Source organism: Sphingopyxis sp. sgz302558, from assembly GCF_057220455.1.
Map to the genome: position 1 here is coordinate 663,301 of NZ_JBXPUZ010000001.1, position 13,261 is coordinate 676,561.

General features: G+C 65.1%; 16 protein-coding genes. 9 read left to right on the forward strand and 7 right to left on the reverse strand.

Translation table 11 applies throughout. The features are described 5' to 3' along the window. Window positions 1-8: 8 nt before the first annotated feature. Entirely contained in the window at window positions 9-641 is a 633-nt protein-coding gene (locus tag AC2TC0_RS03220) for a TetR/AcrR family transcriptional regulator (RefSeq protein ID WP_484716039.1), read from the reverse strand. A gap of 125 nt (window positions 642-766) precedes the next feature. Between AC2TC0_RS03220 and AC2TC0_RS03225 the strand changes: the two genes are divergently transcribed. The 6 genes from AC2TC0_RS03225 (at window position 767) to AC2TC0_RS03250 (ending at window position 4,564) form a co-directional block, all read left to right on the forward strand. Next, the gene (locus AC2TC0_RS03225; RefSeq protein WP_484716040.1) at window positions 767-1,303 is read left to right on the forward strand and encodes a cupin domain-containing protein; all 537 of its coding nucleotides are present in this window, start codon (window positions 767-769) and stop codon (window positions 1,301-1,303) included. Further along, window positions 1,300-1,971, forward strand: coding sequence for a DUF4386 family protein (locus AC2TC0_RS03230; protein ID WP_484716041.1), 672 nt, complete (start codon window positions 1,300-1,302; stop codon window positions 1,969-1,971). The genes AC2TC0_RS03225 and AC2TC0_RS03230 overlap by 4 nt, the downstream gene beginning before the upstream one ends. An 87-nt stretch (window positions 1,972-2,058) precedes the next feature. Further along, entirely contained in the window at window positions 2,059-2,904 is an 846-nt protein-coding gene (locus tag AC2TC0_RS03235) for a MipA/OmpV family protein (RefSeq protein ID WP_484716042.1), read from the forward strand. A gap of 199 nt (window positions 2,905-3,103) precedes the next feature. Then, a complete protein-coding gene (locus AC2TC0_RS03240; RefSeq protein WP_484716043.1) occupies window positions 3,104-3,724 on the forward strand; it encodes a hypothetical protein in 621 nt (206 codons plus the stop codon). A 19-nt stretch (window positions 3,725-3,743) separates the two neighbouring features. Then, the gene (locus AC2TC0_RS03245; protein ID WP_484716044.1) at window positions 3,744-4,241 is read left to right on the forward strand and encodes an RNA polymerase sigma factor; all 498 of its coding nucleotides are present in this window, start codon (window positions 3,744-3,746) and stop codon (window positions 4,239-4,241) included. Then, entirely contained in the window at window positions 4,238-4,564 is a 327-nt protein-coding gene (locus AC2TC0_RS03250) for a hypothetical protein (protein ID WP_484716045.1), read from the forward strand. Before AC2TC0_RS03245 ends, AC2TC0_RS03250 begins: the two co-directional genes overlap by 4 nt. On the opposite strand, the gene AC2TC0_RS03255 is transcribed toward AC2TC0_RS03250, so the two are convergent. Genes AC2TC0_RS03255 through AC2TC0_RS03265 form a run of 3 tightly spaced genes read right to left on the reverse strand, consistent with a single transcriptional unit; the run spans window position 4,531 to window position 7,511 of the window. Further along, window positions 4,531-5,253 (reverse strand): hypothetical protein, encoded by a 723-nt coding sequence (locus AC2TC0_RS03255; protein WP_484716046.1) that lies wholly within the window; start codon window positions 5,251-5,253, stop codon window positions 4,531-4,533. The genes AC2TC0_RS03250 and AC2TC0_RS03255 overlap by 34 nt on opposite strands. A gap of 11 nt (window positions 5,254-5,264) precedes the next feature. Then, window positions 5,265-6,476 (reverse strand): toxic anion resistance protein, encoded by a 1,212-nt coding sequence (locus AC2TC0_RS03260; protein ID WP_484716047.1) that lies wholly within the window; start codon window positions 6,474-6,476, stop codon window positions 5,265-5,267. A 54-nt stretch (window positions 6,477-6,530) separates the two neighbouring features. Next, a complete protein-coding gene (locus tag AC2TC0_RS03265) occupies window positions 6,531-7,511 on the reverse strand; it encodes a bile acid:sodium symporter family protein (protein ID WP_484716048.1) in 981 nt (326 codons plus the stop codon). A gap of 62 nt (window positions 7,512-7,573) precedes the next feature. Between AC2TC0_RS03265 and AC2TC0_RS03270 the strand changes: the two genes are divergently transcribed. After that, a complete protein-coding gene (locus AC2TC0_RS03270) occupies window positions 7,574-8,233 on the forward strand; it encodes a 5'-methylthioadenosine/S-adenosylhomocysteine nucleosidase family protein (protein ID WP_484716049.1) in 660 nt (219 codons plus the stop codon). On the opposite strand, the gene AC2TC0_RS03275 is transcribed toward AC2TC0_RS03270, so the two are convergent. Genes AC2TC0_RS03275 through AC2TC0_RS03285 form a run of 3 tightly spaced genes read right to left on the reverse strand, consistent with a single transcriptional unit; the run spans window position 8,220 to window position 11,255 of the window. Further along, window positions 8,220-9,227, reverse strand: a complete 1,008-nt coding sequence (locus AC2TC0_RS03275; protein WP_484716050.1) for a cytochrome d ubiquinol oxidase subunit II — start codon at window positions 9,225-9,227, stop codon at window positions 8,220-8,222. The two genes, AC2TC0_RS03270 and AC2TC0_RS03275, sit on opposite strands and share 14 nt — an antisense overlap. Next, window positions 9,224-10,624: a cytochrome ubiquinol oxidase subunit I gene (locus AC2TC0_RS03280; RefSeq protein WP_484716051.1), complete on the reverse strand. Its 1,401-nt coding sequence runs from the start codon at window positions 10,622-10,624 to the stop codon at window positions 9,224-9,226. Before AC2TC0_RS03280 ends, AC2TC0_RS03275 begins: the two co-directional genes overlap by 4 nt. Beyond that, the gene (locus AC2TC0_RS03285) at window positions 10,611-11,255 is read right to left on the reverse strand and encodes a GbsR/MarR family transcriptional regulator (protein WP_484716052.1); all 645 of its coding nucleotides are present in this window, start codon (window positions 11,253-11,255) and stop codon (window positions 10,611-10,613) included. The genes AC2TC0_RS03280 and AC2TC0_RS03285 overlap by 14 nt, the downstream gene beginning before the upstream one ends. Window positions 11,256-11,403: 148 nt before the next feature. On the opposite strand from AC2TC0_RS03285, the gene AC2TC0_RS03290 reads away from it, so the two are divergent. Both AC2TC0_RS03290 and AC2TC0_RS03295 read left to right on the forward strand, forming a co-directional pair. Beyond that, on the forward strand, window positions 11,404-12,342 hold the full coding sequence (locus AC2TC0_RS03290; protein ID WP_484716053.1) for a tetratricopeptide repeat protein: 939 nt from the start codon (window positions 11,404-11,406) through the stop codon (window positions 12,340-12,342). A 68-nt stretch (window positions 12,343-12,410) separates the two neighbouring features. Further along, on the forward strand, window positions 12,411-13,259 hold the full coding sequence (locus tag AC2TC0_RS03295) for a hypothetical protein (protein WP_484716054.1): 849 nt from the start codon (window positions 12,411-12,413) through the stop codon (window positions 13,257-13,259). The last annotated feature ends 2 nt before the right edge of the window (window positions 13,260-13,261 follow it).

A 13,261-nucleotide genomic window follows, 5' to 3' on the forward strand; every position in this document is an offset into this window, starting at 1 on the left:
TTCTTCTGTCAGTTTTTGGCGCTGCCATAGACGCCGTGCACCAGTGCCGCGATGGCCGCCTGCGTGCGCGCTGTACCCGCGGGATCAAGCACCAGGCCCGCAAACGGCTGGCCCGCAGCAGCGGCGAGCGCGAGCTGCTGGACGCCGCCAATCAACAGCGCGTTGACCGCTGGGGCGTCGATGCCAGCTGGTGCGGCCAGATTGCCGCGCATGTCTGCCACCCATTGCTGCAGGCCAGCCGAGCGCGCGGCGGCCAGCGGCAGCGTCAGCGGCGATGGATCGGCAAGCTCCCAAGCGGCGATGCGGCGCACCAGCGCATCTTGTACAAGCAGGTCGAATAAGCGCCGCAGCAAAGCTTCGATGAGCGCGGCATAGCTGGCAGGCGGCGGATCGGGCTGGGTCAACCCGGCAGTAACCCGATCGGCCAACGTTTCCCCGATTGCCGCAACCAAGCCGTCGAGGCCCCCAAAATAGCGGTAGATAAGCTGTTTGTCGCAGCCCGCGGCGCGCGCGACGGCGTTGACACCGAAGGCGGCAAATCCGTCCTGTGCCAAGGTTTCGCGGGCGGCATCCAATATCTGCTGGCTCATACCGGCGCGGCCAATGCGCGGGCCTTTGGTCGAGGATTTGGGCTGGGTCATGGGGTGAGCATGGCCGGACAAGATGCGCTGCACAAGCAAATTGTCACTGCTCGGTGATTTTCTGCTTGCAATGTCACCGAGCGGTGATACATGCACTGTCACCAACCAGTGACAGGAGCCAATTCATGCTCTCCCGCCAACTCGACAATCCGGCCACCGGCGACCGGACCACCATTTTGACCTCGCCGCTGACGGGCCAAGCGGGCCCTTTGCGCTTTCGCACGACGCTGCCGCCGGGTGCAGCGGGCAGCCCTGTGCACCGGCATGGCCGGTTGACCGAAAGCTTTGCGGTCGAGGCCGGCACGCTGGCTTTCTGGACCAAGGGCCATTGGGAACAGCTGTGCGCCGGCGACAGCATCACCGTCCATCCCGGCGAGGCGCATGGTTTTCGCAATGACAGCGACGCCGATGTGACCTTTGTGTGCACCGTTGCGCCGGGGGATGGTTTTGAACGCTTCCTGCGGATTATGACCGGCCTTGCTGTCGAAGGGCGCGCGCGCGCCGATGGCATGCCACGCAGCCTGGCCGCGCTGGCGCTGGCGATCCGTCAAGCCGATCTGACGTTGGCGGCGCTGCCGGGCTGGGTGCAGCAACCGTTGCTCGCGATCATGGCCCGCCAAGCCAGCAAACAGGGACTCGACCGCTTTTGGCGGCAGTCATGAACCGCGCGCCGCTGACCGGCTGGGCCGCGATCGCGCTCGGCGTCGGGTTCAACCTGCCCTATGCGTTGCTGGCGCTGCGTTTTGATTATCCCGCGATATTGCGGCTTCCTGCGGCCGACATTTTGCAGGCCTTCTCCGCAGGCGGGCCCGCGCTGGTGCTGATCTGGTGGGCCTTCATGCTCGCTGCTTTGGCGCTGGTCCCGCTGGGGGCGGCGCTCGCGATCACGCCGCGGCGGATGGCGACGCGGCCAGCGTTGACGCTGGGTGCGGCACTTTTTGCCGCGCTGGCTGGGACGCTGCAAGCCGTTGGGCTGGCGCGCTGGGTTTTTGTCGTTCCGCATTTGCACGGTACGACTGCGGCCGCCGAACTGGCGCTGATCAACGCCTACGGCGGCGTCGCGATTGGCGAGCATCTGGGACAGCTGCTGACCGCATTGTTCGTCGCCGCGCTGGCGGTGCTGCAATGGGGCGAGCGCGTGCGCCGTCTCGCTATTGCGGGCGGCCTGACCGCGCTGCTGCTGGCGATCGGCACCGGCGAAGGGCTGGCATTGGCGCTGGGGGCATCAGGCGACCGTTTTGCGCTCGCCACTATCGGCGGATTTCTGGCGCTGACCGGCTGGCTGGTTGCAACTGGCACAGCGCTGATCCGGGCCCCGCGCGCGGCCTGACCTGCATCTGAAAATTTACTGCATCGGGCGCGCCGCCGACGGCAGCGGCACGCTTGGCTCTCTCTGCCGTGTCACAAGGAAAACATCATGTTCAATACTCTCCCCACCGCCAAGGCCAGTCAGATTGCTGGCATTGCCATCGCCATCATTGGTGCTGTGTTGTTGCCGCAGCTGGCGCAAGCAGCAGAAGGCGAACCCAAAGCGCAAACCGACGCCATCAGCGGCGAAGTCGGCGGCGGAATCGCGATTGCGCCGGAATATATGGGTTCGAACGATTACCGCATCTCGCCGCTGGCTATCGGCACAATCAGCTGGGAAGACCGCAGCCTTACCTTCGATGGCACTGCGCTGTCGGCGGATCTGCTGAGCAGCGAAGCCTTGGAGTTCGGCCCCATCGTCAACTGGACCTTCAAGCGCGACCCCAAGAACATCGACAGCGCCGCCGTGAAGGCGCTGGGGCGTATCGATGATGCCTTCGAAGTCGGCGCGCAGGCGGCCGTTTGGGTGGACGGCCCTATCGGCAATGGCGACCGGTTACGATTTTCGCTCGCCGCGATGCGCGACGTGTCGGATGTCCACGACGGCTGGCTTGGCGATGCAACCATTCGCTGGACCATTCCGGTCACCGGCAAGCTCGGCGCATCATTCGAAGCAGCGGCCAGCTATGCCGATGCCGCTTATGCCCGCACCTATTTCGGCGTGACCGATGCTGCGGCGCTGGCCAGCGGCCTGGCCGCTTATCGCCCCGATGGCGGGATCAAGGATGTCGGCGCGACGGTCGGCCTGCGTTATGCGATCACCGACCGCTGGGCGCTTGTTGCCGAGGCAGGCTATCGCCGCCTGCTGGGCGATTTTGCCGACAGCCCGATTGTGCAGAGCGAAGGCAGCGCTGATCAGTTTCACGCGGGTGTGGGTGTGGTGATTGGCTTCTGACAAAATATCATGATCTCGTGCATCCAATCGTCCGCTTCGTCCCGTCTCACCATTGTCCCGGCGCTGATGCCGGGGCGTCGGTGGTGGGCGGCGGGCTTTGGCTTTGCCTCTCCATAAACGGGCCGGGTGCGTCCCGTCTGTCCGCCACTGGCGCAACCATGGCTTGCGCGCGGCGCGCCGCGCGGACAGGAGAAAACAGATGCTGACGACCCAGATGATTGTCACCCAGGCCGGAGCGGTGCCGGTTGACGCAGCGGCCCAGGCCGCCGAGGCGGCGCGAGCCGGTGTGGCGGTGCAGCCGCCGCAGCCGCCGATCACCGCTGAACAAGTGGCGCAATATGTCGGTCCGTCGCAGGTCGCCGCCTATCTGCCCGCCAAACCGCCTGAGTCGGATGTGGTCATTATTTTTGATCAGCTGTTCGAAGTATTTAACACTGCGGTGATTGCTTCGATGTTTTTGGTGGGGATGTTCCTGCTGGCGCGCATCATCCATGCCTTCATGATCCACCGCTCGGTGCGCAAGGCAATCGAGACCAAGTCGGGCGACGCCGGGGCGCTGATTGATAAGCTCAACAAGCCTTATGATCTGGCCAGCGAAGAGACCAAAAAGCCCAAGGGTGGTGACGACCGGCTGGCGCTGGTGCTGATCGCGATCGGCTTTGCCATCTCCGGTTTCGGACTGGTTCTGGGCGCGGAAGACGTCATCCGTGGCTCGCTGGGCGCGGCGCTGTTCCCGCTGCTTGTCGGCGCGGCGCTGATGCTCAGCCGCCGCCTGCAAAAGCGCGAGCAGGCCGAGGAGCAGGCCGCTGCGCGCGGATGATGACGCGTCCCTTTCCCGATTGGCGGCGGCGGGCGACCGCCGCGCCTTTCACCAGTTGGTGCTGCGCCACGAAGCGCGGCTGCGCGGCTTTCTGGGCCGCGTTGCGGGCGCGGCGGAGGGCGACGAGTTGGCGCAGGAGGCCTTGCTGCGCGCGTGGCAGCGCGCGGGCGATTATCGGGGGGAGGGCAGCTGGTTCGGCTGGGTGGCGGGCATCGGTTGGCGGCTCTTCCTGGACCGCCGCCGCCGCGATGCGCGGCGCGCTGGCTGGCTGGCGAGCGAGTATGACACCGATGCGCAGGCGGTTGCCCCCGAAAGCGGCGCGGCGCTGGACCTTGAACGGCTGTTCGGGCAACTTGGTGACGCAGAGCGTGCAGCCATGACCCTGTGTCTGGGCCATGGCCATTCGCACGGCGAAGCCGCGGCGATATTGGGCGTGCCGCTGTGCACGGTCAAATCGCTGGTGCTGCGCGGACGCGAGAAATTGCAGCGGCTGGTCGCCGCAGGAGAGCGCGAATGACCGAGCAGGATTTCAACGATGCGCTGGGCGCGCTGCTGGCCCCGCCTCCGCGCGCGCCTGACCGGCTGTTTGCCGCACGGGTGGATGTTGCCGTTGACGAGTTGGTGCGGCTGCACGCCGCCGAGCGCCGCTATGCGCGCGGCCTTCTGCATGAGGTGGCGGCGCTGATCGCGGCGCTTTTGTCGGGAGTGGTGCTGGCGCGCGCGCTGGGGGTGGCGCTTGACGGCTGGCTTGTCGCGCTGCCCGTGGCCTTGGTGCTGCTGGTGCTGCTCGGCGGTGGCGGCGGTCGTCAGTCGCGCGCCGGATCGTCCCCCGCGCCCTGATATTTCAGCTCGAGGTAGCGCTGGCGCGTGGCGAGCTCGTCAAGCTTGCCCGCCGCCAGAGAGCGGGCGGCGCTGCCGATTTCGCGCTCGATCAGTTTCAGTCCCTCGACCAGCTGGTCGTCGGGGGTGCGTCCGGCATGCGCCTCGCGGCGGAGCGGTTCGGGGATACGGCGGTAACCGCCGACCAGTTCGGGCAGATCTTCGCCCACCAGCTTGCGGATGCTCGCCGCGGCCGGGAGTGTGGGGTCGAGCGCCTGCAGCTGCGGCGCAAGCAGGTCGAGCTGGACGCCGATGTCGTCGACCAGCGTCTTGGCGGGGGCGGGCAGCGCGGGGCGCTGCGTCTCGAGCCAGATTTCGGTGCGCCCGGCGAGTTGTTTCAAATCAACCTTGGGCAATTCCTCGGCGCGCTGTTCGGGGAATTTGGGCCAGACCGCGAGCGCGAACACCGCGCCGCAAATGGCGATCAGGGTCGCCATCGTGCCGAGGAAGCCGAGCGGCTGGATGATCGCCCCGAACAGCCCCGCACCCACCACAATCGCGCCGACGGCAGCAAGCATCCGGCCAAGCTTCTTCCAGCCATGCTGGCGCTTCAGCGCGCGGCTCTTCATCCCGATATGATGGTTGCGCCAGCGCATCGAATCGATGGCGGCGTCGGCCTGGGCGACCACACGGTCGACTTCGCTGACCATGGTGTGCGCCTTCAACCTTCGAGCGAGGCGAGCGGGCTGTCGGCCCCGCCGACGCTGGCCTGCGCTTGTGATGCGCCTTCGGCGCGCGCGATATACCCCTTGGATTTGGCGACCTCGCCCTCCAGCGTGGTCACGGTCGCCTTCATCGTATCGAGCGCGCGCAGCTTGAAGGTGTCGATGGCGTCCATCGTGTCATAGATATTCTGGAAGGCGCGCTGCAGCGTTTCCACCGGGATGATGCTGGTTGCGGCCTGTTCGTGGATGCGCGCAGTATTGTCTTTGAGCATCTTTGACGTGCCGTCGATGATGCTGGCGGTGGTGGTGTTGAGCGCTGTGATCTGTTCGAGCACCAATTTTTGGTTGGTCATCGCCTGCGCAACGGTGATCGCGGTTTTCAGCGCGCCAACGGTGGTGGTACTGGCACGGTCGACGCCCTTCACTAGCTCGACATTATTCTTTTTCACGAGATCAAGCGCCAGATAGCCCTGCACCGTCACCGCCATTTGGGTGAGCAAATCCTGCGTGCGCTGGCGTGCATAGAACAGCGCGCTTTCGCGCAGCACCTTGGCCTTGGCCGGGTCGGTGCCGTCAAGCTCGGCGGCCTTGGCCTCCAGCCGCTCGTCGAGTGTGCGGCTGATATGGACCATCTGTTCCAGCTTGCCCATCGCCTCCCACAGCTTCCTGCGTTCGACGTCGATCGCGGCATTGTCCATGATCAGCTCGTCCTTGCCGTTGGCAAGTGCGGTCAAGATGCCGCTGATGTGCGTCTGCGCCGAGCGATATTTGGCGAAATAATTGGTAACGCCGCTGCCGAAAAACTTGTCGAGGAAGCCGCGCTTGGAGAGCAGCTTGCCGTTCGCCGACGGGTCGAGCCGTTCGACGGTGTTCCTGAGTTCGATCAGATTCTGGCCAATGTCGCTGTCGCGGTCCATCGCCTTGACCGGGCGGTCGAGGAAGCGGTTGGACAGGCTGGCGGCCTCCAGCATTTCCTTGCGCCCCATATTGGTAATCTGGTCGACCTTTTGCCCGAAGGCAGGCGAATTGGGATCCTGCGCCACCAGATCGTCGATGAAGCCATCGACGCGCTCCTCCAGTTTTGATTTCTGCTCGCCCGACAGCGGTACGAGGCCGGCGGCCTTTTCGGGGCTGACGGGGGGCAGCGGATCGGGCGGGGTCAGCACCAGATCGTCGGTGGCGGTGGCCGTTGCGGTCGGTTCACTCATTGCGTCTTACCTTTCAGACCCCTTGCGCTGGCCGATATGGCATGGCGCACTGTATTATTCAACTAGGACGCTTGAGGCAGCGTCAACGCGCGCTGCGATCAGCGGCGCAAGCCACGCCGCAACCATCAGCTGCGCCATATGATAGCCAAGGATGACGACCAGCACCATGCCCGCCGTCGCCGGTGTGAACAGGGTGGACGCCAGCGGCGCGCCGACCGCGATGCTTTTCTGCGCGCCCGCGAACATCAGGCTGGCGCGCTGCGGCAACGCGAGGCCAACGCGCCGGCCCAGCGCCCATGCGCCGCCGTAAGCCAGGGCCAGAAAGATGGTGATCCCGCCGCTGATGATGACGATGTCGCGCGCGCTCAGCCGGTCCCACAGGCCTCCGACGACCGCGCCCGAAAAGGCGACATAGACGGCGATGGCGATGGCGCTGCGGTCGAGCGTGCGCACCAGCACCGGTCGCGCCGTCACGGCATCGCGCAGCCAGCGGCGGGCGATCTGGCCAAGGATGAAGGGCAAAAGCAGGATCAGGACGATGCGCAGTTCGGCGTCACTGTTCATGGCCGCCGCGCGTCCGTCGAGCAGGGCGAACAAGATGGGTGAAAGCGCCACGCCGACCAGATTGAGCAGTGCGGCGAGGACCACGCTGGCCGCCACATCGCTTTTGGCCATTCCGGTCGCGCCGGTGGCCGACTGGACGGTCGAGGGCAGGATGCCGCAATAGAGAAAGCCGAGGGCGATAGGGTGCGGCAGCAGCGGCTCGGTCGAGCGGTACAGCAGCCAGCCGATGGCGGGCATGGCGATAAAGCAGAAACCCAGCGCCGCGCCAATCAGCCGCAGGTTGCGTGCGGCGGCGAACACCTCATGGCGCGGCAGGCGCACGCCATTGAGGAAGAACAGCAGCACGATGGCGGCAGTGGCAATCGCTTGGGCCACGCCGACGGTGCCCCCCCGGACGGGCACCAGCGATGCGGCCAATATGGTCGCGAGCAGGATCAGCACGAAACGGTCGGGGAACAGGCGCGCGAGCATGGTTTGGCGATGCCGCGCCTGTCTCTGCTTGGCAAGCGTGTGTCGCCAGCTATGACGCTGGCATGCCGCACCAGCTGATTCTCGCCGCGCTGCCCGAAGAGGCGGACGCGCTGTTCGCGGGGCAGGGCGAGGCCATCGCCGCTGCGCCCTTTGCCCTGCGGCGCGTGGGGGATGTGACCATCGTCACCTGCGGGCTGGGCAAGGTCAATGCCGCCACGGCGGCGGCGCTGTGGGCCGAGCGGGTGCAGCCTGCAGCTTTGCTGATGAGCGGGACGTGCGGGCGGCTGACCGGCATTGCGGGCGATACCTTCTGGCTCGCCGAGGCGGTGCAGCATGATTATGGCGCGGCGCGGCCCGACGGCTTTGTCACTTATCCGGCGGGTGACTGGCCGATGGGCGATGCTGCCGACCGGCCCTTTGCGGCGATGCCCGATCCCGGTCTCTGCCTTCCCCACGCGCGCATCGCCAGCGGCGATGCTTTTGTCGAAGATGAGGGGCTCGCCGCGCGGCTGGTCGGCATGGGGTGCCACTTGGTTGACATGGAAGTTGCGGCGGTGGCGCAAGTGGCGACGACGCTGGGCCTACCCTGGGCCGCAGTGAAGGCAACCACCGACGACGCCAACGGCGCCAGCGCGGGCGATTTTACCATCAATCTGCGCGCGGCGGCGGCGCGGGCCGCGGCCGCCGTGGAACTGCTGGTCCGCCGCCTCAATAATAGCTGAGCTGCGTTGCTTTCCCGCGGAAAATCCAGTGGGCGAGCAAGGAATAGCCCAAAATCACCGGCAGGACGAAGATCGTGCCAATGAGGATGATGCTCAGCGCCTCGGGGCTGGCGGCGGCCTGCCAGATGTCGAGCCGGTCGGCGATGAGATAAGGATAGAAGCTATAGGCGATGCCGATAAAGCCCAGCGCGAATAGGATGCCCGCGACCGCCAGCGGCACCCAGGACAGCGCATCGTCAGCACGCTGGGGGCGGCGCAGGAAAATGGCGAGGCCGACGAATAACGCGGCGGCGGCGAGCGGGATGGGCAGCAGCGCGATAAACTCGGGCAAGCGGAACCAGCGGTCAAATATCCGCTCGGACAGCAGCGGCGTAGCGATGGAAATCACCGCCATCGCGAGCGCAGTGAGCCACAAGGTCACCTCGGCCCAGCGCGCGGCGCGACGCTGGAGTTCGCCCTCGACCTTGTAGATCAGCCAGCAGGCGCCGACGAAGATATAGCCCACAGCCAAGCCTGCTGCAGCGAGCAGGCAGAAAAGGACAGCGGCAAGGCTCTGGTCGAAGCCCAGCACATAGGCCCCCAGCATATAGCCCTGACACAAGGCGGTGAGCAGCGAGCCGCCGAAAAAGGCATTGTCCCAGTAATGTTTGTTGGTGGGTTCGGCCTTGGCGCGGAATTCAAACGCGACGCCGCGCAGGATCAGGCCGACGAGCATCAATGCGACCGGGATGTAAAGCTGGGTCAAAATCTCGCCATGCGCGACTGGAAAGGCGACCAGAAGCAACCCGATGCCCAGCACCAGCCAGGTTTCATTGGCATCCCAGAAAGGGCCGATCGAGGCCACCATCAGGTCGCGGTCATGATCGGTCGCAAGGCGGCTGAGCATGCCGACACCGAGGTCATAGCCGTCGAGGATGACATAAAGCAGGATCGACAGCCCCATCAGACCCGCAAAGATGACGGGCAGCCATTCGGGCGGCAGAAAGGGCGTCACGCGGGTGCCTCCACCAACGGCTCGGACTGGCCGCGCGCGGGCCCTTCAGCGACGCCGGGCAGCGGGAACATGGGCTTGCCTTGCGGCGCATGGCTGCCCAGCCGCGCCAGGCGGTAGAGCACGGCGATATAGGCGGCGAGCAGCACTGCATAGACAGCGAGATAAAGCGTCAATGAGCCCGCAATCATCGTCGCGCCGACCGGCCCCGCCGCTTCGCCGGTGCGCAAGATGCCGGTGACCAGCCACGGCTGGCGCCCGATTTCAGTGACATACCAGCCCGCCAGCGTCGCGACCCAGCCCGAAAAGGTCATCGCGACCAGCGCATAGGCATACCAGCGCGGCAGGCCATCAACCCCGCGACGCCGGATCAGCCAGGCGCCGGTCCAACTGACCAGCAGCATCAGCACGCCGATGCCGACCATGATGCGGAAACCCCAAAAGACAGGAGCGACGGGCGGATGCGCGCCCTTGAAATCGTTAAGGCCGGGGACGACGCCATCGGCTTCATGCTTCAGGATCAGGCTTGCGCCATTGGGCACGGCAATTTCGAACTTGTTGCTGCGCGTAGCCTCATCGGGCAGTGCGAACAGGACGAGCGGGACTTGCCCTCGCGTTTCCCAATTGGCCTCCATCGCCGCGATCTTGGCTGGTTGATGCTCCAGCGTGTTGAGCCCGTGCAAGTCGCCGACGAAAATCTGCACGGGGATCAGCAGCGCGGCGGCATAGACGCCGGTTTTGAGGGCGCGGCGCACGCCGTCGCCGCCGCCATCGCGCAGCCAGCGCCACGCGCTGATCCCGGCGAGCAGGAAGGCCACGGTGAGCGCGGAGGCAAGCAGCATATGCATCAACCGATAGGGCATCGACGGATTGAAGATAATCGCGCCCCAATTGGTCGCGTGCGCGACGCCGTCGCGGATTTCATAGCCGACGGGCGTGTGCATCCAGCTGTTGAGGACGATGATCCAGAAGGCCGACAGCGTTGTGCCCGCCGCCACCAGAAAGGTCGCCAGCGTGTGCACCCAGCCCGGCACGCGGCGGAAACCGAACAGCATGATGCCTAGGAACACGGCCTCGAGGAAAAAGGCGGTCAGCACCTCATAGGCGAGCAGCGGTCCGGCGATATTGCCAACACGCTCCATGAAACCCGGCCAGTTGGTGCCGAATTGGAACGACATGGTGATACCGCTGACCACGCCCATGGCGAAGCTCAAGGCAAAGACCTTCACCCACAGCTTATAGGCGTCCATCCACGCCTCGTTGCCGGTGCGGTTGTAGGCGATTTTGAACCCCAAGAGCGCCCAGCCAAGCGCGATGGTGATGGTGGGGAAGAGGATGTGAAAGCTGATGTTCGCGGCAAATTGGATCCGCGCCAGCATCAGCGGGTCAAGGCCGTCCATCGTCAAGCTCCAACCACTGGTCCGCAGCGCCCTTGCCGCGTCCAAGCATTCTGTCCTTCATTTCGAGCAATTTGACGACATGCGAACCGAGCCGCAGCAGTTGCAGCAGGCGGTCGGTGTCGAGGTGGCGCATTTCGTCATACCAGTCGGTCAAAAGCTCGATCTGTTCGTGCATTTCCGCCATGCGCGCCTGCGCAAACCGGTCGCTGGCATTGGCAGCGGGCTCGATCATCAGGCTGCGCAGCGTGGTCAGGGTCGGGTCAATCTCGCGCTTCTTGCGCTCTTCCACCAGCGTGCGGAAAATCGCCCACACGTCGCGCGGCGTTTCATAATAATCGCGCCGGTCGCCTGGTACATGGCGCAGGCGGACAAGATTCCAGCTGGCGAGCTCCTTCAGCCCCATCGACACGCTGCCGCGCGACAGGCTCAGTGCCTCGCTAATTTCCTCGGCATGCCGCGGCGCTTCGGCCAGAAACAGCATGGCGTAGATTTGTCCGACGGTGCGGTTGATGCCCCAGCGGCTGCCCATTTCGCCGAAATGCAGGACAAAGGCCTGTGCCAGCGGCGAGAGGCGCAGCGGCGCGGTCATGTCGCTCGGCGCAGGCGAATCGGGGGTGAGAGCAAAGTCCATGGCTTGCACATATGAATACATTTCCGAAGTTTCAATAAATATTGAAACTTCGGAAATGTAATTTCTTCGCCCTGCTGGCGATCAGGCTTTCACGGCAAGCGGCGCGATGATAGCGTCGCGCCTGCGCGGGGGCGAAGGAGAGAGAGCCATGACCGAGTCGCGTATCATCTTCCCCCTGCTGGCAGCCGCTTTGCTCGTGCCGCTTCCCCTCTTGGCCGCTGGCGGCGGCGGGGGTGGCGGATCGGCACCCAGCCCGTCGATCCCGGCCTATGACCCCATGGTCGAATATCAAAAGGGCACGACGGCCTATCGCGCCGGCGATTTCAAGGCGGCGGTTGACCATTTCAAGAAGGTGGTGGCAGCTGCGCCCAAGGAAGCGGGCGCGCAATATTTGCTGGGCGCTAGCCACATCGGCCTTGGCGATTTCAAAAAAGCGGTGAAGCCGCTGGAGGCTGCCATCAAAATTGATGGCAAGCTGATCGAGGCGCGGCGCGATTTGGCGATTGCCCACGCCCGGTCAGGGCAGGCCGAGAAGGCCAAGCCGCAAATAGAGGCGCTGAGCGCCATGCAGACCGCCTGCGCGGGCAGCTGCGCCGACGCGGCCAAGCTGGCCGATGCCATTGCCAAGGCAAATGAAGCAGTGGCGGCAGGGCCGCAAGCCGCGCTGCCCTATCGCCCCGATGTGCAACTGGCAGAGGCCAAGGCGGCCGACGGAGTTTATGTAACCGCGGTCAGCTTGATCAATGAGGCACGTTATGAAGAGGCGATCGCCTATCTCGATGCCGCGCGCTGGGCGGCGGGGCCGCATCCCGACGTGCTGACCTATCTGGGCTTCGCCAACCGCAAGCTCGGTCGTTACGCGGTCGCCGAGGGCCATTATCAGGCCGCGCTTGCCATCGCGCCTGACCATCGCGGCGCGCTGGAATATTATGGCGAGCTGAAGTTGGAGCGCGGCAATGTTGCGGGGGCGAAGGCGCATCTGGCGCGGTTGGAGGCACTGTGCGGCTTTGGCTGCAACGAGGCGGATGAACTGCGGCGTTTGATCGTCAAGGCGGGGATCGCGGAGAAAGCGCCATCCGCCAGCTGATCGCAGGGCTAGGTCTGGCGGGCGCGCTGGCGGCAGCCGCTCCTGCCGCTACGCCGCTTCCATTTGAAATGCTCCGCTGGACCGCGCCGGAGGCAGCGAAGGACGCACTGACGACGCAGCCTGCCGTTTGCCTGACCAGCCAGACGGTGGACGTGCGGGCGGGCGAGGCTTTGTTCAACAGTCCAGCGTTGCTCGGCGGACAGGCGGCGAAGGGCGGGCTGAGCTGCGCGAGTTGCCATGTCAATGGTCGCGGCAATGTGCATTTTGTGATGGCAGGGGTATCCGGCGCGCCGGGAACCGCCGATGTCACGAACAGCTTCTTCAGCGCCGCGCGCGGCAATGGGCAATTTGATCCGGTTGCCATTCCCGATCTCGCACTGCCGGGCAAAGTGTCGCGTGACCCGGCTGCGGCGGCGCTCGAGCCCTTCATCCGCACGCTAATTGTCGAGGAATTTGCTGGACAGGAACCGACCCCGGCCATGCTCGAAGCGCTTGCCGCCTATATACGCGCGATCAGTGCCTGTGCGGAAAACGAATCGCAGGCGCGGCGCACTCTCGACGACCAATTGCGGTTGGTCGCCTTCGCGCTACTCGGCGCGGCCGAAATGGTCCGGCAAGACGACCCTGTTGCAGCGCGCACGCTGCTGGCGGCAGCGCGGCATCAACTGGGGTTAGTCGCCGAGCGCTATCCAGCCCCGAAGTTTCGCGCCGAGCAGCGTGAATTGCTGGCCGCCTCGCGTGCATTGCTAGAGCTGGGCAGCAAAGCGTCGGACTATGAACAGTTCGAGTTTTCGGAAATGGCTTGGCGCGCGCTGTTCGAGGATGGACTCGAGCGGCGTTTGCGCGCGAAAGAAGCCCAATCACTCTACAATGCCGCCAACCTCGCTTTTGTTGCGCCGCAGCGCGATAGCCGCTAAGG

Coding starts and splice junctions, on each gene's coding strand:
- AC2TC0_RS03220 (WP_484716039.1), bottom strand. CDS start 641: ATGACCCAGCCCAAATCCTCGACCAAAGGCCCGCGCATTGGCCGCGCC.
- AC2TC0_RS03225 (WP_484716040.1), top strand. CDS start 767: ATGCTCTCCCGCCAACTCGACAATCCGGCCACCGGCGACCGGACCACC.
- AC2TC0_RS03230 (WP_484716041.1), top strand. CDS start 1,300: ATGAACCGCGCGCCGCTGACCGGCTGGGCCGCGATCGCGCTCGGCGTC.
- AC2TC0_RS03235 (WP_484716042.1), top strand. CDS start 2,059: ATGTTCAATACTCTCCCCACCGCCAAGGCCAGTCAGATTGCTGGCATT.
- AC2TC0_RS03240 (WP_484716043.1), top strand. CDS start 3,104: ATGCTGACGACCCAGATGATTGTCACCCAGGCCGGAGCGGTGCCGGTT.
- AC2TC0_RS03250 (WP_484716045.1), top strand. CDS start 4,238: ATGACCGAGCAGGATTTCAACGATGCGCTGGGCGCGCTGCTGGCCCCG.
- AC2TC0_RS03255 (WP_484716046.1), bottom strand. CDS start 5,253: ATGGTCAGCGAAGTCGACCGTGTGGTCGCCCAGGCCGACGCCGCCATC.
- AC2TC0_RS03260 (WP_484716047.1), bottom strand. CDS start 6,476: ATGAGTGAACCGACCGCAACGGCCACCGCCACCGACGATCTGGTGCTG.
- AC2TC0_RS03265 (WP_484716048.1), bottom strand. CDS start 7,511: ATGCTCGCGCGCCTGTTCCCCGACCGTTTCGTGCTGATCCTGCTCGCG.
- AC2TC0_RS03270 (WP_484716049.1), top strand. CDS start 7,574: ATGCCGCACCAGCTGATTCTCGCCGCGCTGCCCGAAGAGGCGGACGCG.
- AC2TC0_RS03280 (WP_484716051.1), bottom strand. CDS start 10,624: ATGGACGGCCTTGACCCGCTGATGCTGGCGCGGATCCAATTTGCCGCG.
- AC2TC0_RS03285 (WP_484716052.1), bottom strand. CDS start 11,255: ATGGACTTTGCTCTCACCCCCGATTCGCCTGCGCCGAGCGACATGACC.
- AC2TC0_RS03290 (WP_484716053.1), top strand. CDS start 11,404: ATGACCGAGTCGCGTATCATCTTCCCCCTGCTGGCAGCCGCTTTGCTC.
- AC2TC0_RS03295 (WP_484716054.1), top strand. CDS start 12,411: ATGCTCCGCTGGACCGCGCCGGAGGCAGCGAAGGACGCACTGACGACG.